We start from the raw sequence: 22,834 nt of genomic DNA, 5'->3' as shown, positions 1-22,834 counted from the left end.
TGCAAATCCCAAAGAACGCACTGACGCGTTCGCCGCGTGCGGGGGGACCGGAAGGCGGACAGAGGCGATAACGCCCGACCGCGCCAAGGCCTGCGCGCCTGTTTGCAAGGGCATGGAAACGCCAATGACGAAGTCACTTACGCTGGTCTTCGCGGCCGGTGTGCTGGCGGTGCTGTATGGCGCCGCGCAGACCGCCGTGCTGATGAAGGCGAGCACTGGCAACGACAAGATGCGAGAGATCGCCGCCGCGATCCAGGAAGGCGCCTCGGCCTATCTGAAGCGGCAATATCTGACCATCGGCATCGTCGGGATCGTGATCCTGATCGCCGCCTACTTCCTGATCGGAATCTATGCCGCCATCGGGTTCCTGATCGGCGCCGTCCTGTCTGGCGCGGCCGGTTATGCCGGGATGCTGATCTCGGTGCGGGCCAATGTGCGCACGGCACAGGCTGCGTCCGAAAGCCTATCCAAGGGGTTGAACCTGGCGTTCCGCTCGGGCGCCATCACGGGCATGTTCGTGGCAGGCGGCGCACTTATCGGGGTGTCGGGCTACTATATTGTGCTGACACAGCATCTGGGCTTGCCCTCAACGGGACGTGAGGTGATCGACGGGCTGGTGGCGCTGGGCTTCGGCGCCTCGCTGATCTCGATCTTCGCGCGCCTGGGCGGCGGCATCTTCACCAAGGGCGCCGACGTCGGCGGCGACATGGTGGGCAAGGTCGAGGCGGGGATTCCTGAGGACGATCCTCGTAACGCCGCGACCATCGCCGACAATGTGGGCGACAACGTCGGCGACTGCGCCGGCATGGCGGCCGACCTGTTCGAAACCTATGCCGTGACGACGGTTGCGACCATGGTGCTGGCCGCGATCTTCTTCAGGGGGCAGCCCTATGTGGATCTGATGATGGTGCTGCCGCTTGCGATCTGCGCGGTGTGCATCGTGACCTCCATCGTCGGCAGCTTTTTCGTGCGGTTGGGCAAGTCCGACAACATCATGGGCGCCCTCTATCAGGGGTTGATCGTCACCGGCGTCCTGTCCATCGGTGCGGTCTGGTGGGTGATCGACCAGATGGTGACGGGGCCGATCGTGACGGCCAGCGGTCTGGAGATCCAGCCGATGGCGTTGTTCTGGTCCGGCATGGTCGGTCTGGCGGTGACGGCGGCGATCGTGGTCGTGACCGAATACTACACCGGGTCAGGCTTCCGTCCGGTGAGATCGGTCGCCAACGCGTCGGTGTCCGGGCACGGCACCAATGTCATTCAGGGCCTGGCCGTCTCGCTGGAGGCGACGGCGCTTCCGGCGCTGACGATCATCGTCGGCATCGTGGCCAGCTTCCAGCTGGCCGGCCTGTTCGGCATCGCCATCGCCACCACGACCATGCTGGGTGTGGCGGGAATGATTGTGGCGCTGGACGCCTTTGGACCCGTGACCGACAACGCCGGCGGAATCGCCGAGATGGCGGGTCTGCCCAGCGATGTGCGGCATTCGACGGATGCGCTGGACGCCGTGGGCAACACGACCAAGGCCGTGACCAAGGGCTACGCCATCGGTTCGGCAGGCCTCGGCGCGCTGGTGCTGTTCGCCGCCTATACGTCGGACCTGCAGTATTTCTCGGCCAATCCGGCGGACTATCCGTTCTTCGCCGACATGGGTCCGATCGCCTTCGATCTGACCAATCCCTACGTCGTCGTCGGGCTGCTGTTCGGGGGACTGCTGCCGTTTCTGTTCGGCGGCATGTCGATGATGGCGGTGGGACGGGCCGCCGAATCGGTCGTCGCGGAGGTCCGACGCCAGTTCCGCGAGAACCCCGGCATCATGACCTATGAGGTGAAGCCGGAATACGGCCGGGCGGTCGACATCCTGACCAAGGCGGCGATCCGCGAGATGATCGTGCCGTCGCTGTTGCCGGTGCTGTCGCCGATCGTCCTGTTCGTCGCGGTGCTGGCCATTTCGGACAAGGCGAACGCCTTTGCCGCTCTCGGCGCCATGCTGATGGGCGTGATCGTCACCGGCCTGTTCGTCGCCATTTCGATGACATCAGGCGGCGGCGCCTGGGACAACGCCAAGAAGGTGATCGAGGAAGGCTTCACCGACAAGAACGGCGTCGTCCACGGCAAGGGCTCCGAAGCCCACAAGGCGGCCGTGACCGGCGATACGGTGGGCGATCCCTACAAGGACACGTCGGGTCCGGCGGTGAACCCGATGATCAAGATCACCAATATCGTCGCCCTGCTGCTGCTGGCGGTGCTGGCGAGCGGGACCATCGGCTAGGCTCAAATACCCAGCCCTTATGAAAACGCCCCGGAGAGCGATCTCCGGGGCGTCTTTGCTTTGGGGAGATGAGCCGCCTCAGTCGGGGCGGCGTTGGCCGGGCGTGTCATCCTCGGTGCGTGGCAGTTGGCCACGACCGACGTTGCCCAGCAGTTGCTCCAGAACCGTCAGCTCACGACCGCGCGTCGGCGTCTCGTTGCGGTTCATGGCGATCTGCTCGCCGTCCGTCAGGCCCAGGGTGCGTACCGAAGCGACCTGATCGCCCTGAGGCACGAAGGTGATCTCCGTCACGGTGCGGGTCGAAACCTTGGGCAGGTTGTAGGTGTATTTCTCGGTCGTCTGGCTGATGTAGTACCAGACCTGATCCGGCTCGAACGTCGAAGTGGTCGAAGGCGAACCCAGCTTGGCGAGGACGGTTTCCTTGGTGTCCGTACCGGCGACCACGTCTTGCGGCTTGGCGTCGATGGCCTGGAAGCCGTTGGAGCCGATGGTCGGGGCGCAGGCGGCGGACAGGCCGGCCAGCGAAACAGCGACGAAAAGCGGGACGAAACGGGACATGGTCGGGCGCCTGCGAGAGAACAAGGTCTTTGACCTAGACGGACCTGCGTCCTAGTTCAACGGCGCGGCGGAAAAGGGGCCGTTGGAACCCATGCTGAAAAACCTGTTCAAACCCCGATCCGGCGTCCGTCTCGGCGACGATCTTTACGCCAAGGCCGTCAGCCAGGCCCGCAATCCGGCCTTCTACACGCGCCTGGCGGTCGATGACCGCATCGACGCGCGATTCGAACTTTACACGCTGCATGTGCTGTTGCTGGTGCTGCGGCTGCGCGATGAGAACACAGCTCAGGGCCAGGATGCGGCTCAGGCGGTCTTCGACGTCTATGTCTCGGCGCTGGATCACGTCCTGCGCGAAGAAGGCGTGGGAGACGTCGCCGTCGGCAAGAAGATGCGTAAGCTGGGCGAGGCCCTCTACGGCCGGATGAACGCCTATGAGCAGCCGCTGCGCGCTGGCGATGCGGCGGCTCTGGCGGAGGCGATGGCGAAGAATGTCTATGCGGATCCGCAAGCGCCCCATGCGGACACATTGGCGCGCTATGCGCTGACGACACGCGCGGCCCTGGCGGCGCAGGATTTCAACAAGGTGCTGGCGACGCCGGCCTGGGCGGAAGTTTGAACGAGATGAGCGCGACGCTCCCCTACAGTGAAACGGTGCGGGTCAATCAGATCGGCGCGGGCCTGAGCCGCCGGCTGGAGCCGGATGCAGACACTCGCAAGCGAATCGCCCGCAGCCTCGATCTTCAGGGGCTGGACGATTTCGCCGTCGATCTAGAAATCAAGCCGACGCCGTCAACCAGCGAATGGACGATGAAGGGCAGGGTGACCGCACATGCGGTGCAGACCTGCGGCCTGACGCTGGAGCCCTTGCCAGTCGATGTAAATCGCCGGTTCTCCATTCAGCTTGTCGAAGCCAAGCCAGAGGAAACCGACGAGATCGAGGTCACGCTGGATGAAGAAGACGCCGACGTGATCGAGGACGGCAAGATCGACCTGGGCCAGTACGCGGTCGAGCAATTGGTGCTGTCGCTTGATCCGTTCCCGCGCAAGCCGGGCGCGGAGTTCGTGCAACCTGAGGAGCCGACGGAGATTTCTCCGTTCGCGGCCCTGAAGGCGCTCAAGTCCAAAGACGACCAAGGCTGAGGTTGACGTAGGGGCCGGGTGGTTGCATCCCCCGGCGTCGGCGCTATCGTCCAGCGCATCCTGCCAAGCGTCGCGCGACAAGACGACGCGGCCACAAGAGGTCCATTTGCCAGCCCCAGTTACGATCTCGCTTGACGCCATGGGCGGCGATCACGGGCCCTCCGTCGTCGTTCCCGGCATCCGCAGCTATATCCGGACCCATGACGGGGAGGGAGTTCGCTTCCTGCTGCATGGCGACGAAGCCAAGATCGCGCCGGAACTGGCGCGTTGCGGACTGGCGGCGGACGTCTGCGAGATCCGCCACACCGACAAGGTCGTGGCCATGGACGAAAAGCCGGCCCAGGCCATGCGCCGCGGCAAGGGCTCCAGCCTGTGGAACGCCATCGAGGCGGTGAAGACGGGTCAGGCCGGTGGCGTCGTCTCGGCCGGCAATACCGGCGCCCTGATGGCGATCTCGAAACTGATTCTGCGGATGTCTGCGCCCGGACTTGAGCGTCCGGCTATCGTCGCCAGCTGGCCCACCTTCAAGGGCCATACGGCGGTTCTGGACGTCGGCGCCAACATCGGCAGCGATGCGGAGCAGCTGATCGAGTTCGCCATCATGGGCGAAGCCTTCCAGTCCGCAGTGCGCGGCATCGCCCGCCCGACAATCGGCCTCCTAAACGTCGGGTCCGAGGACATGAAGGGCAACGAACAGGTCAAGGAGGCGCACGCCATCCTGCGCGACGGGCCGTTCGATCTGAACTATCACGGCTTCGTCGAGGGCGACGATATCGCCAAGGGCACGGTGGATGTGGTCGTGACAGACGGCTTCACCGGAAACATCGCGCTGAAGACCGCCGAAGGCACAGCGCGCTATATTTCCGCCCTGTTGAAAGAGGCTTTGACCTCCAATCTGCAATCCAAGCTGGGCGCCGTCATCGCCATGCCGGCGTTGAAGAAAATGCGCCAGAAGATCGACCCCAGCGCCATCAACGGCGGCCCCCTGTTGGGCCTGAACGGTATCGTGGTGAAGAGCCATGGCGGCGCTGACGCCAAGGGGTTCGGCAATGCGATCCGCATCGCTGTCGATCTGGCCCGCAGCGACTATATGAGCAAGGTGGGGGACAACCTGGGCAAGCTGGACGCGGTGTTCGACCATGCCGCCAAGCCCGCCGCAGCCGTGGGAGAACCCCTCCAGTGACCGTCACCCGCAGCGCCGTGACCGGCGTCGGCTCTTACCTGCCGGATGAGATCGTCACCAATGCCGACCTGGCCAAGTTCGTCGACACATCCGACGAATGGATTCAGGAGCGCACCGGGATCAAGCAGCGTCACAAGGCGCGTGATGACCAGCCGACCAGCGATCTGGCGGTCGAGGCCGCCAGGAAGGCGCTCGCCGACGCGGGCAAGGCGGCGTCCGATGTCGACCTTATTATCGTGGCCACCACCACGCCCGACATGACCTTCCCGGCGGTCGCGTCGATCGTCCAGGCCAAGCTGGGCGCGGGCGTCGGCATTGCTTTCGATGTTCAAGCTGTCTGCTCCGGTTTCGTCTATGCGCTCAGCGTCGCTGACGGCTTCGTGGCGCGCGGTCTGTCGAAATGCGCCCTGGTGATCGGGGCCGAGGAGATGACGCGGCTGATGGACTGGACCGACCGGACCACCTGCGTCCTGTTCGGCGACGGGGCCGGTGCCGTGGTGCTGGAACCGCGCGAAGGGCAGGGGACATCGGACGACCAGGGCATGTTGGGTTTCGCCTTGCGCGCTGACGGATCCAAGACCGATCTTCTCTATGTCGATGGCGGCCCGGCGACGACGGGGACCGTTGGCCATCTGCGCATGGCCGGAAACCAGGTCTTCCGTCATGCCGTCGTGAATATCGCAGAGGGCATCACCGCCGCTTGCGCCGCCGCCAACATCCAGATCGCGGATGTCGACTGGTTCGTGCCGCACCAGGCCAATCAACGAATCATCAAGGGCGTCGGCGACCGGTTGGGTCTGGATGAGAACAAGGTGGTCTCCACCGTCGCCACCCATGCCAACACCTCGGCCGCCTCGATCCCGCTGGCGCTGGATGCTGCGATCCAGGATGGACGGATCAAGAAGGGCGATATGGTGCTGCTTGAGGCCATGGGCGGCGGCCTGACCTGGGGCGCCTGCGCGCTTCGGCTCTAATCGACATCGAGGCATTGATTTTTCGGGGGCTTTGCGCCCCTATGGATGCGAGCGGATCGCATGACAGCGGGGATACGATGGCAGGCCAACAGACCGTGACGCGCGCCGACTTGTGCGAAGCCGTGCATGAAGAGGTCGGCCTGTCGCGTCAGGAATGCTCCAGCCTGGTCGAGCGCACCCTGGAACTGATCGTCGAATCGCTCGAGCGCGGCGAGACAGTGAAACTGTCCGGCTTCGGCGTCTTTCAGGTGCGTGAGAAGCGTGCACGGATGGGCCGCAATCCCAAGACGGGCGAACCGGCGGCGATCAATCCACGCCGGGTCATCAGCTTCCGTGCCTCACAGATCATGAAAAGCCGGGTTCACGACGCCGTCGTCGAGGCCTGATCGCGGTGGCCAAGAGCGCCGACGCCTTCCGAACCATTTCCGAAGCGGCCGAAGAGGTCGGTGCGCCGCAGCATGTGCTGCGGTTCTGGGAAACGAAGTTCGATTTCGTCACGCCGGTCAAACGAGCCGGCGGTCGGCGCTTTTATCGGCCTCAGGACATCGCGGTGCTGAAGGCGGTCAAACGCCTTCTGCACGACGACGGGCTGACGATTCGCGGCGTCCAGCGTCTGCACAGGGAACAGGGGCTGAAAAAGCTGATCGGGGCGGAGGCCGCCGCACTGATAGACGACGGCGATGTCACGATGTCTGCGCTGACGTCCGATGTCGCGCGGGCGGAAACCTCGAAATTGCAGCAGGTTCTGGCCGATCTGGAGCAGGCCAAAGCGCGTCTGGACGCCGTTCTTTCACGGTAGGTGGAAAAGTCGTTTTAGCGTTTGCGGACAGCGGTCCCCCCGTCTATAGGGAGCGCCTTCGGAGCGTGGCGCAGCCTGGTAGCGCACTTGACTGGGGGTCAAGGGGTCGCAGGTTCGAATCCTGTCGCTCCGACCATTCTTGAAAAAGAATGATGATGGTGGGGTCGTCCTTGCGGGCGACCCCATCGCCGTATCTGGGGGCAGGTTCTGCGCTCAGCCGCGCTCGGCCCATCGCAGCAACGGGATGAGAGGCAGGCCCCAGGCGGTCCCGCCGATGCCGAAGAACAGGAAGTCGATCCACTGCGACGTCGGCAGCATTCCGCGCAGGGCGATCAGGCCCCAGACCCAGAAAACGAGAAAGAGCAGCACGCCGATCGCGGCGACGAAGCGACGCAGACGGGGCGGCATCAGCGCTTGTTCCGGAACAGGAAGAAGGCGACCAGACAGATGCCCGATCCAACGAGCGCCCACGGCACCCAGACCCAGCTGTCCATCGTGCTGACCACGAAGACCCGGACCGCCAGGAACCATCCACAGGCCAGGCCGATCCCGGACACAAGGCTTGTGCCGCCGAAGCCGCGCCGGCCTGTCAGAAAGTCCGCGATCCAGGCCAGCAGCAGGCCGCCTGCGATGGCGGCGGCGATATCCGCGTATTGCAACCCTGATCTCCTGCGGCGACAGCGCCGTTAACTCAATCCGACTCGATCTTGTCGCTTGGGGCGGGCATACCGCACCGGTCGCGTCTGGTCTTCGTTCGACGCGACACCATATCCGGGTCAGTGTCAGGCGTCGAATGAACCGTTTCGGAAATCCAGATCGTAACCGCGCCGTCGCCGTGTGGCTGTTCGCCACGGCCGCCGTCGTCTTCCTGATGGTGGTGATCGGCGGCATCACGCGGCTGACGGGCTCTGGCCTGTCGATCACGGAGTGGAAGCCCATCATGGGCGCCATTCCGCCTCTGAACGACGCGCAGTGGGCCGAGGCCTTCGAGAAGTACAAGCAGATCCCGCAGTACGCGCAGGTCAACGCCGGCATGAGCCTGGGCGAGTTTCAGGGCATCTTCTGGTGGGAATGGCTGCACCGTCTGATCGGGCGTCTGGTGGGTATGGTGTTCGCCCTGCCGCTGATCGCCTTCCTGCTGTGCCGTCTGGCGCCGGCCCGGTCGGTATTCCGCCAGTGGGCCATGCCCAACCGCCTGATCTGGCGTTGTGTCCTGCTTCTGGCGCTGGGCGGCCTTCAGGGCCTGATCGGATGGTGGATGGTGTCCAGTGGCCTGTCCGAGCGTGTCAGCGTGGCTCCGGAGCGTCTGGCGACGCACCTTGGTCTGGCGTTCGTCCTGTTCGCCGCCCTGATCTGGACGGGGCTAGAGGCCTGGAACGGTGAGGATCACGGCCGGCCGCCGTCGGGTTGGGTGAGGGGCGCCGGCCTGCTGCTGGGCGCAGTGTTCCTGCAATGCCTGCTGGGCGCCCTGGTTGCGGGCGGTCATGCCGGGCTGGTCTATACCGACTGGCCGCTGATGAACGGCGCCGTTTTGCCGCCGGCCGACTGGAGCCTGGGCGCGGCCGCCTTCCTGCATGATCAGGCGCTCACGCAGTTCAATCACCGACTGGTCGCCTATGGTCTGCTGATCGCCGTCAGCGTTTATGCTTTCCAGGCCTGGCGCTGGCGCGTAGCGGAGGGAATGGGCTTCGGCGCCTTCGCGCTTGCGGGTGTGATCTGGTTCCAGGCTCTGCTGGGGATCGTGACCCTGGTGCACGCTGTTCCGGTCTGGCTTGGCGTATTGCACCAGGCAGGCGCCGCGATCGTGCTGGCGACGGCCACCGTGAATCTGTGGCTGGTGTTGCGAGCTCAGCCGCGCATCTTCATGTCCGGACCGAGGACCATGGGCCTCTGATCGCCAGGGTCATGCCGGGGTACATGATGTTGACGAACAGCACCTCGCCATCCGGCGAAAAACAGGCGCCGGCGAACTCGGAGTTGCCGGTGAAGACGTTGCGGCCGATCGTATAGACCTTGCCCTCTGGCGTAACGCCTTTCAGGTGGTTGCGAACGTCCGAGGAATAGTTGTCCTCGCACAGGATCAGGTGTCCCCAAGGCGCGACGGTGATGTTGTCGGCCATGTTCATCGTCTTTGGATCCGTGCTTTCCACGAACAACTGCAGCCGGTCCGCCTCGCCGTTCAGACCGGGAACCAGCCGCATGACCTGACCACGGCGGATGGGTCCGCCCGAGGTTGCGGTGAAATACAGTTCGTCATCGCCCCACCAGAGGCCTTCGCCCCGCGCAACCCAGGCCGCGCCGGCGGCATGACCGCGCTTGGCCAGGTCGCCATTGGGAGATTCGACGTCGTCCAGATCGATCCATTCGATCTCCTTCCAGTCGCCGACAGCCCAGGTGCGCCCATCCTGATTGCGGGTGTCGGCCGACGGCGCGCCTTTCCAGGCCATCGCCTGAAGCCGGCCGCCCTCGGTCAGCTTGCCGGGCGCATTGGGAATGAAGCGATAGAAGAGGCCGGCGTTGTCGTCTTCGGTCAGATAGACGACGCCGGTGCGGGGATCGACGCAGACAGCCTCGTGATCGAAGCGGCCCATGGCCTTGAGCGGCACGGGATCGACCAGGCCGGTCGCGGTCGCCGGAACTTCGAAGACCCACCCGTGGGCCTTGGTCACATCGGCGTCGGCCGGCGTCTCCAGCGTTTCCTCGCAGGTCAGCCAACTGCCCCACGGTGTCGGCCCGCCGCAGCAGTTGGTCGAGGTGCCGGCCAGCGTCAGATGTCGGCCGACCATCCGGCGGGCCGCCAGATCATAGATGATGGTGGAACAGCCGCCGGGCAGGGGGCGGCCATTCTTGTAGGTGTCGTAGCCCTTGGTGGCGTCCAGTAGGTCAAGCCGCTCCTCACGAAGGCCGCCGGGGCCGAGATTGCGATGCAGGCCGCTGGAGCCCTTCAGCTCGTGATTGACCACCAAGGCCACGCGAAATCCTTCCAGCGGGAAACAGGCCATGCCGTCGGGCTGTCCCGGAGCGAACAGGCCGTCGTCCATCGTGTCGCCGCTCTGGGCGACGACCTGATAGGAAAAGCCTTCGGGCAGATCGAGCAGACGATTGGAATCGCGTAGCAGAGGTCCGTAGCCATGGACCTCGTTGACGTAGGTCTCTTCACCCGCCGTCTGAGCTCCGGCATGACGCGCCAGTCCTGAGAAGGCGGCGGCTGCGCCCGTGGCGATCAGACCACGACGATGAACGATCATGAAGGGGCTCCAAAGCTGTCGCCGTTGCGATGCCTGCCTATAATCATGGTTTGATGACGTTTTATGTTACGCCGTAACGCTACCTCGCCTCTTCGCGTCGGGTATTTTAATACCGTATTTAAAACAACGTGCTTAAACAATGCGTTGTGGCAAATGCGGCGTTGTCGTGTGCGTTGACGCGACCAATCGTCTCCTGTATCAGCGCGCCTTCATTCGGTTCCCTCGGGGGCCGGACCCGATTTTCGTCTCCAGGAACCCCCTCATGCTGAAGAGCACTACGGCTTCGTTGAAGCCGGCCGAGGTCGAGAAGAAGTGGATCCACATCGACGCCGAAGGCGTCGTGGTGGGCCGCCTTGCGACCTTCATCGCCAACCGTCTGCGCGGCAAGCACCGCGGCGACTACACTCCGCACGTCGATTGCGGCGACTATGTCGTCGTCACCAACGTCGACAAGGTGGTGTTCACCGGCAAGAAGAACACCGACAAGATCTACTATCGCCACACCGGTCACCCGGGCGGCGTCAAGTCGACCACGCCTGAGAAGGTTCTGGGCGGCCGCTTCCCCGAGCGCGTGCTTGAAAAGGCTGTCGAGCGCATGCTGCCCAAGGAAAGCCCCTTGGCCCGCAAGCAGATGACGCACCTGCGCCTGTTCGCCGGCGCCGCGCACGACCACGAAGCCCAGCAACCGGAAACGATCGACTTCAAGTCGGCGTCGCCCAAGAACACCCGGAGCGTCTGAGCATGACCGACGTGACCAACACCGAAACCGCAACCGGCTTCGACGCCCTGAAGGGCCTGAGCTCTTCGGTCGAGAACGACGCGCCCGTCTATGTCCAGAAGCTGGACGCCCAAGGCCGCGCCTATTCGACCGGCAAGCGCAAGAACGCCATCGCTCGCGTCTGGGTGAAGCCCGGCACCGGCAAGATCACCATTAACGGCAAGGACCAGGAGCAGTATTTCGCTCGTCCCGTGCTGCGCATGATGATCGCTCAGCCGCTGACCGTCTCGGACCGCGCCACCCAGTATGACGTGATCTGCACCGTCGAAGGTTCGGGTCTGTCGGGCCAGGCCGGCGCGATCCGTCACGGCCTGTCGCACGCCCTCACGCACTTCGAACCGGAACTGCGCAAGGTCCTGAAGCCGCATGGCTTCCTGACCCGCGACAGCCGCGTCGTCGAGCGCAAGAAGTACGGCCGCGCCAAGGCTCGCCGCAGCTTCCAGTTCTCGAAGCGCTAATCGCGTTTACGCGGTTTGAATTTGGGGCGCTTCGGGGAGACCCGGAGCGCCCTTTTTCTTGCGCCTTTGCTCCTTAAGCGGAGAAGGGACGGGAGAGACAAATGACCCATACCATCTTCATCGACGGCGAAGCCGGCACCACGGGGCTGGAAATCCGCGAGCGGCTGGAAGCGCGCCCGGATCTGAAGCTGATCCTGCTGGGCGACAGACGTCGGGATGCGGATGCACGGCGTGAGGCCCTGAACGGCGCCGACGCCGTGATCCTGTGTCTGCCCGACGATGCTGCGCGGGAAGCCGTGTCCATGATCGCCAACCCGTCGGTCAAGGTGATCGACGCCTCGACCGCCTATCGGGTCGCGCCGGGCTGGGCCTATGGCTTTCCTGAAATGGATGCCGGGCAACGTGCGCTGATCGCGCGCTCTCAGTTCGTGTCGAACCCCGGCTGCTATCCCACGGGCTTCATCGCTCTGGTGCGGCCGCTGGTGAAGGCGGGTCTGGTTCCAGCCAACTATCCTGTCACGGTCAATGCGGTGTCAGGCTATTCTGGCGGCGGCAAGACCATGATCGCCGAATTCGAGGCGGCCCCAAAAGACAGCGGAGGCGCCGCGACCGCCTATCGCGCCTATGGTCTGACGCTGAGGCACAAGCATGTGCCCGAAATGACCAAACACACAGGTCTGAGCCGAGACGTGCTGTTTACGCCGGCGGTCGGAAACTATCGTCAGGGCATGCTGGTCGAGGTTCCGCTGCATCTGGCGGCCCTGCCGGAAACCCCCTCTGTCGAACGGCTGCACGGCGCCTTGGTCGAGGCCTATGACGGCCAGCGGTTCGTCGAGGTCGCCGACCTGGAGGAAACCGAGGCCATGACCGGCATCGAGCCCCAAGGTCTGAACGGCACCAACCGACTGCGTCTGCATGTCTGCGGCGATCGCAATGGCGAGCAGGCGCGGCTGGTCGCTTTGCTCGACAATCTGGGTAAGGGCGCGTCGGGCGCGGCGGTGCAGAACCTGAACATCATGCTGGATCTGGATGAGACGACCGGTCTGATCTGAGGTCTGAAACCATTCGGCGGCATGCGTCGTATCAGGGACATGACCCAGTCCCTGATTCTGAGTCGCCGGGGCCTTCTGATGAGCGCCGGCGCGCTCGCCCTGTCCGCCTGTTCGCCTGAGACATCCGAAGCCGGGGAGGGGCAATACGCAGCCTCCCCCTATCGTCGGGTGTCCGATGCGGATTGGCGACGACGCTTGGGCGACGCGTCTTGGCGCGTGATGCGGCACGAGGGGACGGAGCGTCCCTATTCCAGCCCGTTGAACGATCAGCATGCGCGCGGGACGTTCGTCTGCAAGGGCTGCGATCTGCCGCTGTTCCGATCGCAGTGGAAATTCGATTCCCACACCGGCTGGCCCAGCTTCTATGACGTCATCGCCGCCAATATCGGCAAGAAGCGTGACTTGGCCATCGGCATTCCGCGCACCGAATACCATTGCGCCCGCTGCGTGGGACACCAGGGGCATGTGTTCGATGACGGTCCGCGCCCGACGGGGCTGCGCTACTGCAACAATGGCGTGGCGCTGAAGTTCGTGTCGGCCTAGGCGCGACGGGCGCGCACGGCTGAATCGACGGTCAGGCCGAAGATGACCGAGGCGATGATCACCAGCAGACCATAGTCGTGACCGGCGAAGAAAACGGGCGTGCAGGCCATGGCGATGACGATCAATGGAAACAGTCCGGCCCACACTGCGGTGCCCGGCGTGCTGACGTGGATCAGCGGCTGAGCGACCGGTCGTTTCATCGCGCGCGCCATCCGTTCGTTGAGCAGGACAAAGGCGGCCGCGCAGATGACGGCCGAGATCACATATTTGACCGTATTGCCCGGTTCTCCGAACAGGCTGGCCGTCATGATCAGCAGGATCAAGGCGACGCCTGTGCTGAGGGCGAGCAAGGCGTTGGGTTCGAGACGGTTCAAGACTTCACTTTCACATAGCTGCCCGGCGCCGGCTCGATGGGCTTGAGCGGACCTTTGGCGGGGTCGCGGGCGGGGATTTGAGCGCCGGAACGCGCGCCGAGCCAGGCCGACCAATGCTCCCACCAACTGCCTGAATGTTCGACGGCTTCCGCCTGCCATTCGGCCAAGGTCGCGGGCAGGGCGGGGTTGGTCCAGTGCTGATACTTCTTTGCGGCGGGGGCGTTGATGACGCCGGCGATGTGACCTGACCCGGCCAGGGTGAAGGTCACATCCTTGGCGCCGAACAGTTTGGCGGACCGATAGACGGAGTTCATCGGCGCGATGTGATCCTCGCGGCTGGCCTGAAAATAGAGCGGGATCTCGACTTTCGACAGATCCGCCGTCAGGCCGCCGATCTCAAACTGCCCCTTGGCCAGGGCGTTGGCCCCATACATCTGACGCAGATAGTCCAGATGCAGCGCCTTGGGCATGCGCGTCTGGTCGGCGTTCCAGAACAGCAGGTCGAAGGCGGGCGGATCCTTGCCCAGCAGATAGTTGCTGATGAAGAAGGACCAGATCAGGTCGTTGGACCGCAGGGCGTTGAACGTTTCGGCCATGGCTGCGCCCGGCAGGACTCCGCCCGCCGCATCCATCTGACGCTCGATCTCGGCGATCCAGTGTTCGTCGGTGAACAGCAACAGGTCGCCGGCCTCGGCGAAGTCATGTTGAGCGGCGAAGAAGGTGGCGGCGGCGATGCGCTTGTCGCCCTTGGCCGCCATATGCGCCAGACCAGCGCCAAGCAGGGTGCCGCCGATGCAATATCCCACGGCATTCAGTTGCTTGGTTCCCGCCTGCTCCAGAGTCTTCTCGACCGCGCGATAGATGCCCTTTTCCAGATAGTCGTCAAAGCCGAAGCCGGCCTTGTCCTTGTCCGGATTGACCCAGGAACAGACGAAGACTGTGAGGCCCTGAGCCGACAGCCAGCGGATCAGCGAGTTCGCCGGCTGCAGATCCATGATGTAGAATTTGTTGATCCAAGGCGGAAAGATCAGCAGCGGGATTTCGTGCTGGGTCTCGGTCGTCGGCGCGTATTGGATCAGTTCGAACAACTCATCGCGCCAGACGACCTGGCCCGGCGCCGTGGCGACGTTCTCGCCGACGACGAACTTGCCGTAGTCGGCCTGGCTGATGCGCAGCGATCCGCCGCCACGTTCAAGATCCGCGGCGAAGTTCTGCATGCCCTTCACCAGCGATTCGCCGCTGGTCTCCGCCAAGGCTTTCAGCGCGACGGGGTTGGAGGCCAAAAAGTTCGACGGCGAGAAGGCGTCTGTCAGCAGGCGGGTGAAGAATTGCGCGCGACGTTTGAGCGTCGGATCGACGTCCTCGACCCCGGCGATCAGGCCGTTCATCCAGTCTGACGTCAGCAGATAGGATCGCCGCATCATGTCAAACATGGGGTTTTCGGACCAAGCCGGGTCCTTGAACCGCTTGTCGACCGGGGCGGGATCGGGCGCCTCGCCGGCCGCCTGACGCGCCGTCGATGACCAGAGCTGCATATAGCGGCCAAACAGGTCGGCCTGGGCCTGAATCATCTTGTCGGGCTGGGCGGCCAAGCTGGTCATGACTGACGTCATGGCTGGCGCGACGTTGAAGGGATCGGCGGAAAGGGCGGCCGGCCGATCGGCCTGGGTCAGCGCCGCCTCGGCGATCGCGCTCTGAGCCATCATGGCCGCCTTGGCCAGATTCATCGACAGGGTTTCGATCACCTCGGCCTGGTTGGACGTCGCTGCGGTCGGCTCAAGAGTCGGCTCTGCATGGGTTTCAGAGACGGCCTCCCGCGTTTCGGCAGGTTTCGACTTAGGCTGCCGAGGCTGCCGAGGCGGGCGGGGCTTGGCGGACGTCGGACGTCCGGCCTTGCGTGCGGGGCGGTCGGGGGCGTCTGTCGGCGTTCTGGGAGTCTTGGCCATGATCGTCCTTCGCGCTTCCGGCGCCAGAGGGTGGTTCATCCACCCTTCCGCGCACCGCGATGATGGCATAAGACCATCAAGGAAATGAACGCGTCGCACTCGAAAAAGATGATCCTGATCGCCGCAGCCGCGATCGTGACGCCATTGAGCGGCTGTATCGGCGCATCCGCCTCGAAGACGGAGGCTGTCTCGCCGTTGGCGCCGCGTATCCAGGAACTGGTCGACGCCAATCGGCGCTATCCGCGCTGGGAGGACTTTCCGGCAGCGCCGACCGATCTGCCGCCGGTCACTCAGGTCGCATCGAATGTGCAGCGTCTCCAAGGCGACAGCGCGATGCTGACGAGCGAGATCGCACGCATCGACTGGACGCTCGGCGACGCCGAGGCGCTCGCCGCCGAAACACGCGCAGCCGTGAACGCCGTTCCGGTGTCGCCCGACGCCGTCCGAACCCAGGCGGATATCGAGGCCTTCGCCCAAAGCCTGCGTGACAAGGCCAAGGCTCCACCGCCGCTCGACCGCCGCCCGGCGCGATGAGCGGTCGCGCGGGATGCAGAATCCCGCGATAATGCGCTGATGGCAGACGACGGCGGCGCAAAGACACTGAACGCATTTCTCGGCGTGTCTCGGTCCCTGTCCGGGCGCGCCTGGCGTCAACGTCCAGCCGATGCCGCAACGACGCGCGCGCACATGCAGACCCTGAACCTGGAAGAACCGCTGGCCCGGGCCTTGGCCTCGCGGGGCGTTCGCGCAGACCAGGGCCAAGATTTCCTTACCCCGACCCTGCGTGCCCTGTTTCCCGACCCGTCCAGCTTTATAGATATGGACGCAGCGGCCGATGCGATCCTGAACGCGCTTCAGGCCAAGGCGAACATTCATGTGTTCGCCGACTACGACGTGGACGGGGCCTCCAGCGCGGCGCTGCTGGTGCGTTGGTTCCGGGCGATGGGGCATACGCTTTCGATCTATGTTCCAGACCGGATGACCGAAGGTTACGGTCCCAGCGCCAAGGCCTTCGATACGCTGAAGGCGTCGGGCGCAGACCTGGTCATCACGGTGGATTGCGGGGCGGCGGCGAACGAAGCCCTGGCCCATGCGGCCGCCATCGCCCTGAACGTCGTCGTTATCGATCACCACCTGATGCGCACCGAGCCGCCGACGGCGCTGGCGGTCGTCAATCCGAACCGGCCGGGGTGCAACTCGGGTCAGGGAAATCTGGCGGCGGCAGGCGTCGTCTTCGTGCTTCTGGCGGCGCTGAATCGTGAAGGTCGGCGTCGTAGCCTGTTTGCCGAGAGGCCCGAGCCGGACATTCGTCAGTGGCTGGATCTGGCGGCCCTGGGCGCCATCTGCGACGTGACCGGTCTGACCGGCTTCAATCGCGCGCTGACCGGCCTTGGTCTCAAGGTCATGAGCGACTGGCGCAATCCGGGTCTGCGCGCGCTGTTGGCGGCGGCGGGCGCCGAACCGGGACCGGCCAAGAGCAATCATGCCGGTTTCATCCTGGGACCGCGCATCAATGCGGGAGGACGCATCGGTCGCTCCGACCTCGGCGCAAGGCTGCTGTCGACGGATGATCCGACCGAGGCCGAGGCCCTGGCCATCGAACTCGATGCACTGAATCTATCGCGGCGCGATGTCGAGCGGGCCGTCACCGAGGCGGCCGTTCGACGTGTCGAGGCGACCGGCGCCCATGCCGACGAGAGCGCGGTCGTCGTGGTCGCGGGCGAGGACTGGCATCCGGGCGTCGTCGGGATCGTCGCCGGCCGTTTGCGCGAGCGCTGGCGCAAGCCGGTGATCGTCATTGGCGTCGATCCCGTGACCGGTCTCGGAAAAGGGTCAGGCCGGTCACAGCCAGGCATGAACCTGGGCCGCGCGATCCAGGCGGCCTGGGAGAGCGGAATCCTGCTCGCTGGCGGCGGTCATGCCATGGCGGCAGGCCTGACGATGGACGGTGCGCGCGTGTCCGAGCTGACCGCCTTCCTGAACGCGCGACTCGCTATCGAAAGGGTCGAAGCTGTCGCACAGGACGTGCTGGAGATCGACGCGCTGATCGACCCGGCGGCGGCGACGCGCGATCTGTTCGAATCGTTTGAGCGTCTGGCCCCATTCGGCCCCGCCAACCCGGAACCCAGCTTCGCCCTGAGCGGCGTTCAAGCCCGCGAACCCGTCGCCATGAACGGCGGTCATGTGCGGTGCCGGCTGATCGGTCCGGATGGCGCTTCGGTCAAGGCCATCGCCTGGCGCTGCGCCGATCTGCCGACGGGCCAAGCCTTGCTGTCGGGGCAGGGCGGGCTGAGCATCGTGGGCCGGCTGAAGGCTGACGACTGGAATGGGCGCAAGGGCGTGCAGTTCGAGATCGAGGATGTCGCCGATCCTCGAATGATCTGACGGCGGCTCCAAAAAACTGAAAATCCACGCTTGCACCGCTCCGAGGGCGCGGCTATATCGCCGGCTCTCCCGCGCAGCGGTCCCTTCGTCTATCGGTTAGGACGTCAGGTTTTCAACCTGAAAAGAGGGGTTCGACTCCCCTAGGGACTGCCACGCGGGCAGGACTATGGTTGAGCCTTTTAGGCTCCTGACAAGCAGCCTAACCCAGATTGCTGACGAAACTGGCGGTCATTCGCCGGCGCCAACGATGCGCGTCTGTATGCCCCCAAACGCAAGCTTCTGCATAGACGCGCATTTTCCGCTTTTCAAAATTTCGCGGAACGGTGTTAAATATAAAACGAGTCCGCTGGAGGCGCGGGCGGGGGTTTTTAAGTGTCTGACTTTAGAGAGACGGAAACGGCGCAGACCGTTCGCGTCACTGGGCGCGTGAAGTGGTTCGACGCCGTCAAGGGCTACGGTTTCATCGTCCCTGACGATCCGACCCTGACCGAAACGAGAGATGTCCTGCTGCATATCAGCAGCCTGCGGGATCTCGGCCGTGATGCGGCCGACGAAGGTGCGACCATCACCTGCGACTGCGTCAAACGCGCCAAGGGTTGGCAGACGATCGAGATCCATGACCTGGGCGAGGGCGAAGCGACGCCCGCCGTGCGTCGACCCGTGACTTCGCCGCCGCCGCGGCCGGTCGCCGAAAGTGACGAACAGCTGGAGACCGCCCTGGTCAAATGGTTCAATCGGACCAAGGGCTACGGATTCGTCGTGCGTGATCGTGAGCCGGGCGATATCTTCGTCCACATCGAAACCCTGCGTCGTTGCGGCCTGGATGATCTGATTCCTGGCGATGCGGTGCGGGTGCGATTCGCCAACGGGCCCAAAGGTCTGGTGGTTGCAGACATCAGAACGGGCGACTAATCGAGCGCCCAGGAGAGGCGTATGATCAAAGCGACGAGACGTTTTGCAATGGCGGGCTTGGTTATGCTCGCTCTCGCCGGATGCGCGGCCAAGGCGCCTGTCGGCCCCAATGGCGAACCGCTGCAGAAGCTGGCCGTCGTGACCACGTCGGGCGAGCATCAGTTCTGGGTCGAAATCGCCGACGAAGAGCCCGCACGTCAACGCGGACTGATGTTCCGTCCGCCGCTCGAAGCCGACCGCGGCATGCTGTTCCAGTGGCCGGGCGAAGCGCCGCGCGAGCAAAGCTTCTGGATGCGCAACACGCCGAGCTCCCTGGATATTCTGTATATCGATCCGCAGGGCCGGATCGTCTCGATCGCTTCGCACGCCACGCCCTTCTCCGAGGCGCCGATACCTTCCAACGGCGCCGCCAACGGCGTCTTGGAACTGCGGGCAGGGCGGGCGGCCGAAATCAACGCCAAGCCGGGTGACAAAGTTTTACATCCTTATTTCAAGCCTTGATTGCGGATCGCGTCGCGAAGTGCCAATAGAGCGCTCCGTTCGGTCCGGGGTGTAGCGCAGCCTGGTAGCGCATCTGGTTTGGGACCAGAGGGTCGGAGGTTCGAATCCTCTCGCCCCGACCAACGGAAGGCCGCTGGATCATATGTCCAGCGCGCGTTATGGCAGGGTCACAGACCCCGCCGTCACTAAGGATTTCGCCATGTTGGCTCGCATCTACCGCCCGGCCAAAACTGCGATGCAGTCGGGCAAGGCCAAGAGCCGCGACTGGCGGCTGGAATTCGAACCCGCTTCGGCGCGCACCATCGATCCGCTGATGGGCTGGACCAGCTCCACCGACATGAACGGCCAGGTCCGTCTGAGTTTCGAATCGAAGGAAGAGGCGATCGAATACGCCGAGCGTCACGGCATCGCCTTCCGTCTGCACGAGCCGAACGATCCGCCGGTGATCATCAAGGCCTATGCCGACAATTTCGCCACCAACCGCAAGCAGTCTTGGACGCACTGACGCCTGACGTCTTGCCAGAGCGCCCATAGCTCAACCGGATAGAGCACCCGCCTTCTAAGCGGGATGTTGCAGGTTCGAGTCCTGCTGGGCGCGCCACCTCCGGCGCCTTCGAGGGGCTGATCCATGACCGACCGTCTTACCTCGTCCGATCAAGCCGTCCGTGTCGCCGCACTCTACCGGTTCGCGCCTGTGGCCAACCCCGAAGCCGTATGCAAGACGCTTCAGGCGGTCTGCGACGCTGGGCAGGTGAGGGGAACCCTGCTCGTCGCGCCGGAGGGTCTGAACGGCACCATCGCCGGATCCGAGGCGGCCATCGCAGCGGTGCTGTCCACGATCCACGCCATGCCAGGATTCGAGACGCTCGAACTCAAATACGCCTGGACCGACACCCTGCCTTTCCACCGGATGAAGGTGCGCGTCAAACGCGAGATCGTCACCATGGGACAGCCGGATCTGGACCCTGCGAATCAGGCGGGCGTCTACGTTACGCCCACGGACTGGAACGCCCTGATCGCCGATCCCGAGACCTTGGTGATCGATACGCGCAACGACTATGAGGGTGAGATCGGCGCGTTCGAACGGGCCGTCCAACCCAATACCCGCAGCTTTCGCGATTTTCCCGACTGGTTTCGGAGCGAAGGTCGCGCGCTGATTGAGCAGACCGGCGCCAAGCGCGTGGCCATGTACTGCACCGGCGGCATTCGCTGTGAAAAATCGACCGCCTTCCTGAAAGCCGAGGGTGTGCGGAACGTCCACCATCTGGAAGGCGGCATCCTTCGATATCTTGAGACAGTGGATGAGGATCAGAGCCTATGGCATGGAGCGTGTTTCGTCTTTGACGAACGCGTCTCGGTCGGGCACAGCCTAAGCCAAGGTCCCCACACCTTGTGCCGGGGATGTCGTCTGCCTGTGGATGAGGCGGGTCGTGCTTCGCCTCACTATGTCGAAGGCGTATGCTGCGAGCGCTGTCACAACGCCCGCGACGAGGTCCAGCGGCAGCGATATGCCGAGCGTCATAGGCAGATGGAAATGGCCCGTGAGCGCGGCGAAACGCATCTGGGATCAGCTCAGAAAGAATAAGATCCCCTCATCGACGGGGCGGGCGAGGGAAGAAGGCGCTGGTGCGGGCGGCATAGGCCTCGAACGCCTTGGGTCGCGACTGTCGCATATGCTCTTCCAGCAAGGGCACGCCGGACACCTGGGTCAGAAGCCAGTACATATAGGCTGGCCCTGTCAGCGCCAGCCAACCCCAGGGCCATTCACCGCTCAGATTGATGGCGAACACAGGCCAAGCGCACCAACTCACCCATTCGAAGAAATAGTTCGGGTGGCGTGACCAGGCCCACAGACCGACATCGCAGATTCCACCCTTGTTGGCCGGGTTGCGTTTGAAGGCCGCCAGCTGGCGATCGGAAACGGCTTCTCCAACCAGGGCTCCGACAAAAATCAGTGTCGCCACGCCATCCTGAAGCGTCAGGCCGGGCGCCGGGTTACGCGCCGCCGCCATCACGCTGAGCGCCAGGAAGGCGGCGGCTCCGGCTTGCAACATCAGAAAGCCGAACATCTTGACCTGAAAACCGGCGCCCCAGTCCTCTCGCAGACGCGCGTAGCGAGCGTCTTCGCGCTCCTCGTGGGCGGCGCGAACAGCGATGTGGGACCCCAGCCGCAAGCCCCAAAGGCCGATCAGAAGCGCTGCAAGATACTGGCGCAATGACGGAGCGGCGCCGTCGATCGGGAAGAGTGCGACGCCGACCCCAGCCGCTCCCAGTCCAAGCGACCAGAAGGCGTCCGCCCAACCGCCTTGGCCCGTTCGTTTCTGAACCAGCCAGGCCGCAGACATAACGAGAACGAGAAATAGGGCGGCGACACCCCAAATGGTCGCAAAAGCGGTCACAGGCGAACGAAGGGCTGGATCAGTTTGCCGACCCATCCATCCAGCTGAATCTGACCGTCAAGCGCGACGACGCACAGGCACGGCTCGTCCGACACGACACGGGGCTGGTGCAGCACCTCCGGATCCGCCTCTTCGAAATCCCCCACATCGAACCGCTCGGTTTCGGTCGCATAGGCGCCCGAGATGACGCAGGTCAGCTCGACGCCGCCATGCGTGTGTTTTGGCGTCTCACGACCCGATTCGATCTTCAGAAGAATGACACGGCAATCCCCATCTCGCGGCGCATGGACGTCGCGCACGCGCATGCCGGGCCCGACCCAGCGCCATGGACCCAGCGCATAGCGTCGCAACGGCTCGGGCAGTTCGGGCATGTCGTTCAACGGCGCGCTGTGGTTGGCTTTGCCCGTATCCGTCTCAATCCGCGCCATCGCCAAGGCGAGCGCATCATTCGACAAAGGGGAGGGGAGCGTCTCGTTCAAGAACTCGCCGCCGACGGATTGCAGGTCGCGCACCCAGGCGTCATTGGCCGGCCGCATCGCCAGATGCGCCGCCATCACCACAGCCTCGGGCGGACTGAGCGTGCCGGCCGCATAGGCCAGCAAACGTTCCTCGGAGGGATTGCGCAGAGGTTTCATCGCGCAGCCTCTTCGGATGGCGCGAGGATCAGACGAAGCTTGGTCATGGCATTACGAATACGGGATTTGACGGTGCCGAGCGGCAGGCCGAGGTGTTTGGCGATCTCGGAATGAGAGTTGTCCATGAAGAAGGCCAAACGCAGGACCTCGACATGGTCGGCGCTGAGCCGCGCCAGGGCGTCGCGCACGCGATCTGCGTCTTGCGACATCGACAGCAGTTCATCAGGTCGGCGGACATCGTCCCCCGCCAGCTCGATTTCGGGCGTCGGCAGGGGACGCGCGTCACGACGAAGCATGTCCAGCCGACGGTTGCGAGCGATGGTGAAAATCCACGTGGCGGCGCGCGCCTTGGACGAATCAAACAGATCCGCCTTGCGCCACACGGTCAGCATGGCGTCTTGCGCGAAGTCTTCGGCCGCTCCGGGCGTCGCGCCCGACTTGATCAGCCAGGCCTTCAGCCGCGGTGCAAAATAGGCGAAGAGCGCAGCGAAGGCGTCACGATCGCGCCTCAGGGCGATCTGTTCGATCAGCCGATCGTGCAGCAGCGGATCAGGCAAGCTGTCGAGCGCCTTCACGCGGTTGGACCGACATGGCGTTGATGCGAAGGATAACGGCTCGGCATGCATGAACACTAATACGCTCAGCGGAAATGTCTGGATCAATCGCGATCCGAACAT

27 protein-coding genes and 4 tRNA genes are annotated in these 22,834 nt (G+C 64.2%); 22 read left to right on the top strand and 9 right to left on the bottom strand.

Annotation, left to right across the window (positions count from 1 at the left end; genetic code table 11):
• Positions 1 to 124: 124 nt before the first annotated feature.
• On the top strand, positions 125 to 2,272 hold the full coding sequence (locus PFY01_RS10410) for a sodium-translocating pyrophosphatase (protein WP_271041227.1): 2,148 nt from the start codon (positions 125 to 127) through the stop codon (positions 2,270 to 2,272).
• A 78-nt stretch (positions 2,273 to 2,350) separates the two neighbouring features.
• Here PFY01_RS10410 and PFY01_RS10405 read toward each other — a convergent pair whose 3' ends face one another.
• The gene (locus PFY01_RS10405) at positions 2,351 to 2,830 is read right to left on the bottom strand and encodes an outer membrane protein assembly factor BamE (RefSeq protein WP_017503908.1); all 480 of its coding nucleotides are present in this window, start codon (positions 2,828 to 2,830) and stop codon (positions 2,351 to 2,353) included.
• A 91-nt stretch (positions 2,831 to 2,921) separates the two neighbouring features.
• Between PFY01_RS10405 and PFY01_RS10400 the strand changes: the two genes are divergently transcribed.
• The 7 genes from PFY01_RS10400 to PFY01_RS10370 all read left to right on the top strand — a co-directional run bounded on the left by PFY01_RS10400 (position 2,922) and on the right by PFY01_RS10370 (position 7,062).
• On the top strand, positions 2,922 to 3,446 hold the full coding sequence (locus tag PFY01_RS10400; RefSeq protein ID WP_017503907.1) for a ubiquinol-cytochrome C chaperone family protein: 525 nt from the start codon (positions 2,922 to 2,924) through the stop codon (positions 3,444 to 3,446).
• A gap of 5 nt (positions 3,447 to 3,451) precedes the next feature.
• Entirely contained in the window at positions 3,452 to 3,970 is a 519-nt protein-coding gene (locus PFY01_RS10395; protein ID WP_165116717.1) for a YceD family protein, read from the top strand.
• Between the two features lie 139 nt (positions 3,971 to 4,109).
• Positions 4,110 to 5,153, top strand: coding sequence for a phosphate acyltransferase PlsX (gene plsX, locus PFY01_RS10390; protein WP_240893665.1), 1,044 nt, complete (start codon positions 4,110 to 4,112; stop codon positions 5,151 to 5,153).
• On the top strand, positions 5,150 to 6,127 hold the full coding sequence (locus PFY01_RS10385) for a beta-ketoacyl-ACP synthase III (RefSeq protein WP_066551567.1): 978 nt from the start codon (positions 5,150 to 5,152) through the stop codon (positions 6,125 to 6,127). The genes plsX and PFY01_RS10385 overlap by 4 nt, the downstream gene beginning before the upstream one ends.
• 77 nt (positions 6,128 to 6,204) lie before the next feature.
• Positions 6,205 to 6,513: an integration host factor subunit alpha gene (locus PFY01_RS10380; protein ID WP_026108237.1), complete on the top strand. Its 309-nt coding sequence runs from the start codon at positions 6,205 to 6,207 to the stop codon at positions 6,511 to 6,513.
• Between the two features lie 5 nt (positions 6,514 to 6,518).
• Positions 6,519 to 6,926, top strand: coding sequence for a MerR family transcriptional regulator (locus tag PFY01_RS10375; RefSeq protein ID WP_271041226.1), 408 nt, complete (start codon positions 6,519 to 6,521; stop codon positions 6,924 to 6,926).
• Between the two features lie 59 nt (positions 6,927 to 6,985).
• A tRNA-Pro gene (locus PFY01_RS10370) sits at positions 6,986 to 7,062 on the top strand.
• A gap of 77 nt (positions 7,063 to 7,139) precedes the next feature.
• Here PFY01_RS10370 and PFY01_RS10365 read toward each other — a convergent pair.
• Both PFY01_RS10365 and PFY01_RS10360 read right to left on the bottom strand, forming a co-directional pair.
• A complete protein-coding gene (locus tag PFY01_RS10365) occupies positions 7,140 to 7,334 on the bottom strand; it encodes a DUF2842 domain-containing protein (protein WP_271041225.1) in 195 nt (64 codons plus the stop codon).
• Positions 7,334 to 7,585, bottom strand: a complete 252-nt coding sequence (locus tag PFY01_RS10360) for a transglycosylase (RefSeq protein WP_271041224.1) — start codon at positions 7,583 to 7,585, stop codon at positions 7,334 to 7,336. The genes PFY01_RS10365 and PFY01_RS10360 overlap by 1 nt, the downstream gene beginning before the upstream one ends.
• 134 nt (positions 7,586 to 7,719) lie before the next feature.
• On the opposite strand from PFY01_RS10360, the gene PFY01_RS10355 reads away from it, so the two are divergent.
• The gene (locus PFY01_RS10355) at positions 7,720 to 8,820 is read left to right on the top strand and encodes a COX15/CtaA family protein (protein WP_271041223.1); all 1,101 of its coding nucleotides are present in this window, start codon (positions 7,720 to 7,722) and stop codon (positions 8,818 to 8,820) included.
• Here PFY01_RS10355 and PFY01_RS10350 read toward each other — a convergent pair.
• Positions 8,789 to 10,174 (bottom strand): alkaline phosphatase PhoX, encoded by a 1,386-nt coding sequence (locus PFY01_RS10350; RefSeq protein ID WP_271041222.1) that lies wholly within the window; start codon positions 10,172 to 10,174, stop codon positions 8,789 to 8,791. The genes PFY01_RS10355 and PFY01_RS10350 overlap by 32 nt on opposite strands.
• Positions 10,175 to 10,436: 262 nt before the next feature.
• On the opposite strand from PFY01_RS10350, the gene rplM reads away from it, so the two are divergent.
• The 4 genes from rplM to msrB all read left to right on the top strand — a co-directional run bounded on the left by rplM (position 10,437) and on the right by msrB (position 13,005).
• Positions 10,437 to 10,913, top strand: coding sequence for a 50S ribosomal protein L13 (gene rplM, locus PFY01_RS10345; RefSeq protein ID WP_017503897.1), 477 nt, complete (start codon positions 10,437 to 10,439; stop codon positions 10,911 to 10,913).
• Between the two features lie 2 nt (positions 10,914 to 10,915).
• Positions 10,916 to 11,410, top strand: coding sequence for a 30S ribosomal protein S9 (rpsI, locus tag PFY01_RS10340; RefSeq protein ID WP_017503896.1), 495 nt, complete (start codon positions 10,916 to 10,918; stop codon positions 11,408 to 11,410).
• 101 nt (positions 11,411 to 11,511) lie between these two features.
• The gene (gene argC / locus PFY01_RS10335; protein WP_271041221.1) at positions 11,512 to 12,462 is read left to right on the top strand and encodes an N-acetyl-gamma-glutamyl-phosphate reductase; all 951 of its coding nucleotides are present in this window, start codon (positions 11,512 to 11,514) and stop codon (positions 12,460 to 12,462) included.
• Positions 12,463 to 12,501: 39 nt separating this feature from the next.
• Positions 12,502 to 13,005, top strand: a complete 504-nt coding sequence (gene msrB, locus PFY01_RS10330) for a peptide-methionine (R)-S-oxide reductase MsrB (protein WP_271041220.1) — start codon at positions 12,502 to 12,504, stop codon at positions 13,003 to 13,005.
• On the opposite strand, the gene PFY01_RS10325 is transcribed toward msrB, so the two are convergent.
• The gene (locus PFY01_RS10325; RefSeq protein WP_271041219.1) at positions 13,002 to 13,379 is read right to left on the bottom strand and encodes a hypothetical protein; all 378 of its coding nucleotides are present in this window, start codon (positions 13,377 to 13,379) and stop codon (positions 13,002 to 13,004) included. The genes msrB and PFY01_RS10325 overlap by 4 nt on opposite strands.
• Positions 13,376 to 15,325 carry a class I poly(R)-hydroxyalkanoic acid synthase gene (gene phaC, locus PFY01_RS10320; protein ID WP_271041218.1) on the bottom strand — a complete coding sequence of 650 codons (1,950 nt, stop codon included), beginning with the start codon at positions 15,323 to 15,325 and terminating at the stop codon, positions 13,376 to 13,378. Before phaC ends, PFY01_RS10325 begins: the two co-directional genes overlap by 4 nt.
• Before the next feature lie 108 nt (positions 15,326 to 15,433).
• Between phaC and PFY01_RS10315 the strand changes: the two genes are divergently transcribed.
• The 9 genes from PFY01_RS10315 (at position 15,434) to PFY01_RS10275 (ending at position 20,708) form a co-directional block, all read left to right on the top strand.
• Complete coding sequence (locus PFY01_RS10315) at positions 15,434 to 15,859, top strand: hypothetical protein (protein WP_271041217.1); 426 nt, start codon at positions 15,434 to 15,436, stop codon at positions 15,857 to 15,859.
• A gap of 39 nt (positions 15,860 to 15,898) precedes the next feature.
• A complete protein-coding gene (gene recJ, locus PFY01_RS10310; protein ID WP_271041216.1) occupies positions 15,899 to 17,710 on the top strand; it encodes a single-stranded-DNA-specific exonuclease RecJ in 1,812 nt (603 codons plus the stop codon).
• Between the two features lie 78 nt (positions 17,711 to 17,788).
• Positions 17,789 to 17,863, top strand: a tRNA-Glu gene (locus tag PFY01_RS10305).
• A 219-nt stretch (positions 17,864 to 18,082) separates the two neighbouring features.
• The gene (locus PFY01_RS10300) at positions 18,083 to 18,622 is read left to right on the top strand and encodes a cold-shock protein (protein WP_045811719.1); all 540 of its coding nucleotides are present in this window, start codon (positions 18,083 to 18,085) and stop codon (positions 18,620 to 18,622) included.
• Between the two features lie 21 nt (positions 18,623 to 18,643).
• Positions 18,644 to 19,123: a DUF192 domain-containing protein gene (locus tag PFY01_RS10295; protein ID WP_271041215.1), complete on the top strand. Its 480-nt coding sequence runs from the start codon at positions 18,644 to 18,646 to the stop codon at positions 19,121 to 19,123.
• Positions 19,124 to 19,168: 45 nt separating this feature from the next.
• A tRNA-Pro gene (locus PFY01_RS10290) sits at positions 19,169 to 19,245 on the top strand.
• 77 nt (positions 19,246 to 19,322) lie between these two features.
• On the top strand, positions 19,323 to 19,628 hold the full coding sequence (locus PFY01_RS10285) for an ETC complex I subunit (RefSeq protein WP_039245189.1): 306 nt from the start codon (positions 19,323 to 19,325) through the stop codon (positions 19,626 to 19,628).
• Positions 19,629 to 19,647: 19 nt separating this feature from the next.
• A tRNA-Arg gene (locus PFY01_RS10280) sits at positions 19,648 to 19,724 on the top strand.
• A 27-nt stretch (positions 19,725 to 19,751) separates the two neighbouring features.
• Positions 19,752 to 20,708, top strand: a complete 957-nt coding sequence (locus tag PFY01_RS10275; protein ID WP_271041214.1) for a rhodanese-related sulfurtransferase — start codon at positions 19,752 to 19,754, stop codon at positions 20,706 to 20,708.
• Positions 20,709 to 20,715: 7 nt separating this feature from the next.
• Here PFY01_RS10275 and PFY01_RS10270 read toward each other — a convergent pair whose 3' ends face one another.
• Genes PFY01_RS10270 through PFY01_RS10260 form a run of 3 tightly spaced genes read right to left on the bottom strand, consistent with a single transcriptional unit; the run spans position 20,716 to position 22,819 of the window.
• Positions 20,716 to 21,468: a DUF1295 domain-containing protein gene (locus PFY01_RS10270; protein WP_271041213.1), complete on the bottom strand. Its 753-nt coding sequence runs from the start codon at positions 21,466 to 21,468 to the stop codon at positions 20,716 to 20,718.
• Between the two features lie 50 nt (positions 21,469 to 21,518).
• Entirely contained in the window at positions 21,519 to 22,157 is a 639-nt protein-coding gene (locus PFY01_RS10265) for a ChrR family anti-sigma-E factor (protein ID WP_271041212.1), read from the bottom strand.
• Positions 22,154 to 22,819, bottom strand: coding sequence for a sigma-70 family RNA polymerase sigma factor (locus tag PFY01_RS10260; RefSeq protein ID WP_271041211.1), 666 nt, complete (start codon positions 22,817 to 22,819; stop codon positions 22,154 to 22,156). Before PFY01_RS10260 ends, PFY01_RS10265 begins: the two co-directional genes overlap by 4 nt.
• Positions 22,820 to 22,834 lie beyond the last annotated feature (15 nt).

Origin of the sequence: Brevundimonas vesicularis (assembly GCF_027886425.1) — a bacterium.
Classification (GTDB): domain Bacteria; phylum Pseudomonadota; class Alphaproteobacteria; order Caulobacterales; family Caulobacteraceae; genus Brevundimonas; species Brevundimonas vesicularis_C.
Note: the sequence above shows the minus strand (reverse complement) of the source record. Positions and strands in the feature narration are given on the sequence as shown.

Excerpts from the sequence above, each read along its gene's own strand:
- PFY01_RS10395 (WP_165116717.1), top strand. The coding sequence starts at position 3,452 with ATGAGCGCGACGCTCCCCTACAGTGAAACGGTGCGGGTCAATCAGATC.
- PFY01_RS10400 (WP_017503907.1), top strand. The coding sequence starts at position 2,922 with ATGCTGAAAAACCTGTTCAAACCCCGATCCGGCGTCCGTCTCGGCGAC.
- msrB (WP_271041220.1), top strand. The coding sequence starts at position 12,502 with ATGACCCAGTCCCTGATTCTGAGTCGCCGGGGCCTTCTGATGAGCGCC.
- phaC (WP_271041218.1), bottom strand. The coding sequence starts at position 15,325 with ATGGCCAAGACTCCCAGAACGCCGACAGACGCCCCCGACCGCCCCGCA.
- PFY01_RS10380 (WP_026108237.1), top strand. The coding sequence starts at position 6,205 with ATGGCAGGCCAACAGACCGTGACGCGCGCCGACTTGTGCGAAGCCGTG.
- PFY01_RS10270 (WP_271041213.1), bottom strand. The coding sequence starts at position 21,468 with ATGTCTGCGGCCTGGCTGGTTCAGAAACGAACGGGCCAAGGCGGTTGG.
- PFY01_RS10355 (WP_271041223.1), top strand. The coding sequence starts at position 7,720 with ATGAACCGTTTCGGAAATCCAGATCGTAACCGCGCCGTCGCCGTGTGG.
- rplM (WP_017503897.1), top strand. The coding sequence starts at position 10,437 with ATGCTGAAGAGCACTACGGCTTCGTTGAAGCCGGCCGAGGTCGAGAAG.
- PFY01_RS10295 (WP_271041215.1), top strand. The coding sequence starts at position 18,644 with ATGATCAAAGCGACGAGACGTTTTGCAATGGCGGGCTTGGTTATGCTC.
- PFY01_RS10405 (WP_017503908.1), bottom strand. The coding sequence starts at position 2,830 with ATGTCCCGTTTCGTCCCGCTTTTCGTCGCTGTTTCGCTGGCCGGCCTG.
- PFY01_RS10315 (WP_271041217.1), top strand. The coding sequence starts at position 15,434 with ATGATCCTGATCGCCGCAGCCGCGATCGTGACGCCATTGAGCGGCTGT.
- PFY01_RS10265 (WP_271041212.1), bottom strand. The coding sequence starts at position 22,157 with ATGAAACCTCTGCGCAATCCCTCCGAGGAACGTTTGCTGGCCTATGCG.
- PFY01_RS10275 (WP_271041214.1), top strand. The coding sequence starts at position 19,752 with ATGACCGACCGTCTTACCTCGTCCGATCAAGCCGTCCGTGTCGCCGCA.
- argC (WP_271041221.1), top strand. The coding sequence starts at position 11,512 with ATGACCCATACCATCTTCATCGACGGCGAAGCCGGCACCACGGGGCTG.
- PFY01_RS10365 (WP_271041225.1), bottom strand. The coding sequence starts at position 7,334 with ATGCCGCCCCGTCTGCGTCGCTTCGTCGCCGCGATCGGCGTGCTGCTC.
- PFY01_RS10350 (WP_271041222.1), bottom strand. The coding sequence starts at position 10,174 with ATGATCGTTCATCGTCGTGGTCTGATCGCCACGGGCGCAGCCGCCGCC.
- rpsI (WP_017503896.1), top strand. The coding sequence starts at position 10,916 with ATGACCGACGTGACCAACACCGAAACCGCAACCGGCTTCGACGCCCTG.
- PFY01_RS10410 (WP_271041227.1), top strand. The coding sequence starts at position 125 with ATGACGAAGTCACTTACGCTGGTCTTCGCGGCCGGTGTGCTGGCGGTG.
- PFY01_RS10285 (WP_039245189.1), top strand. The coding sequence starts at position 19,323 with ATGTTGGCTCGCATCTACCGCCCGGCCAAAACTGCGATGCAGTCGGGC.
- recJ (WP_271041216.1), top strand. The coding sequence starts at position 15,899 with ATGGCAGACGACGGCGGCGCAAAGACACTGAACGCATTTCTCGGCGTG.
- plsX (WP_240893665.1), top strand. The coding sequence starts at position 4,110 with ATGGGCGGCGATCACGGGCCCTCCGTCGTCGTTCCCGGCATCCGCAGC.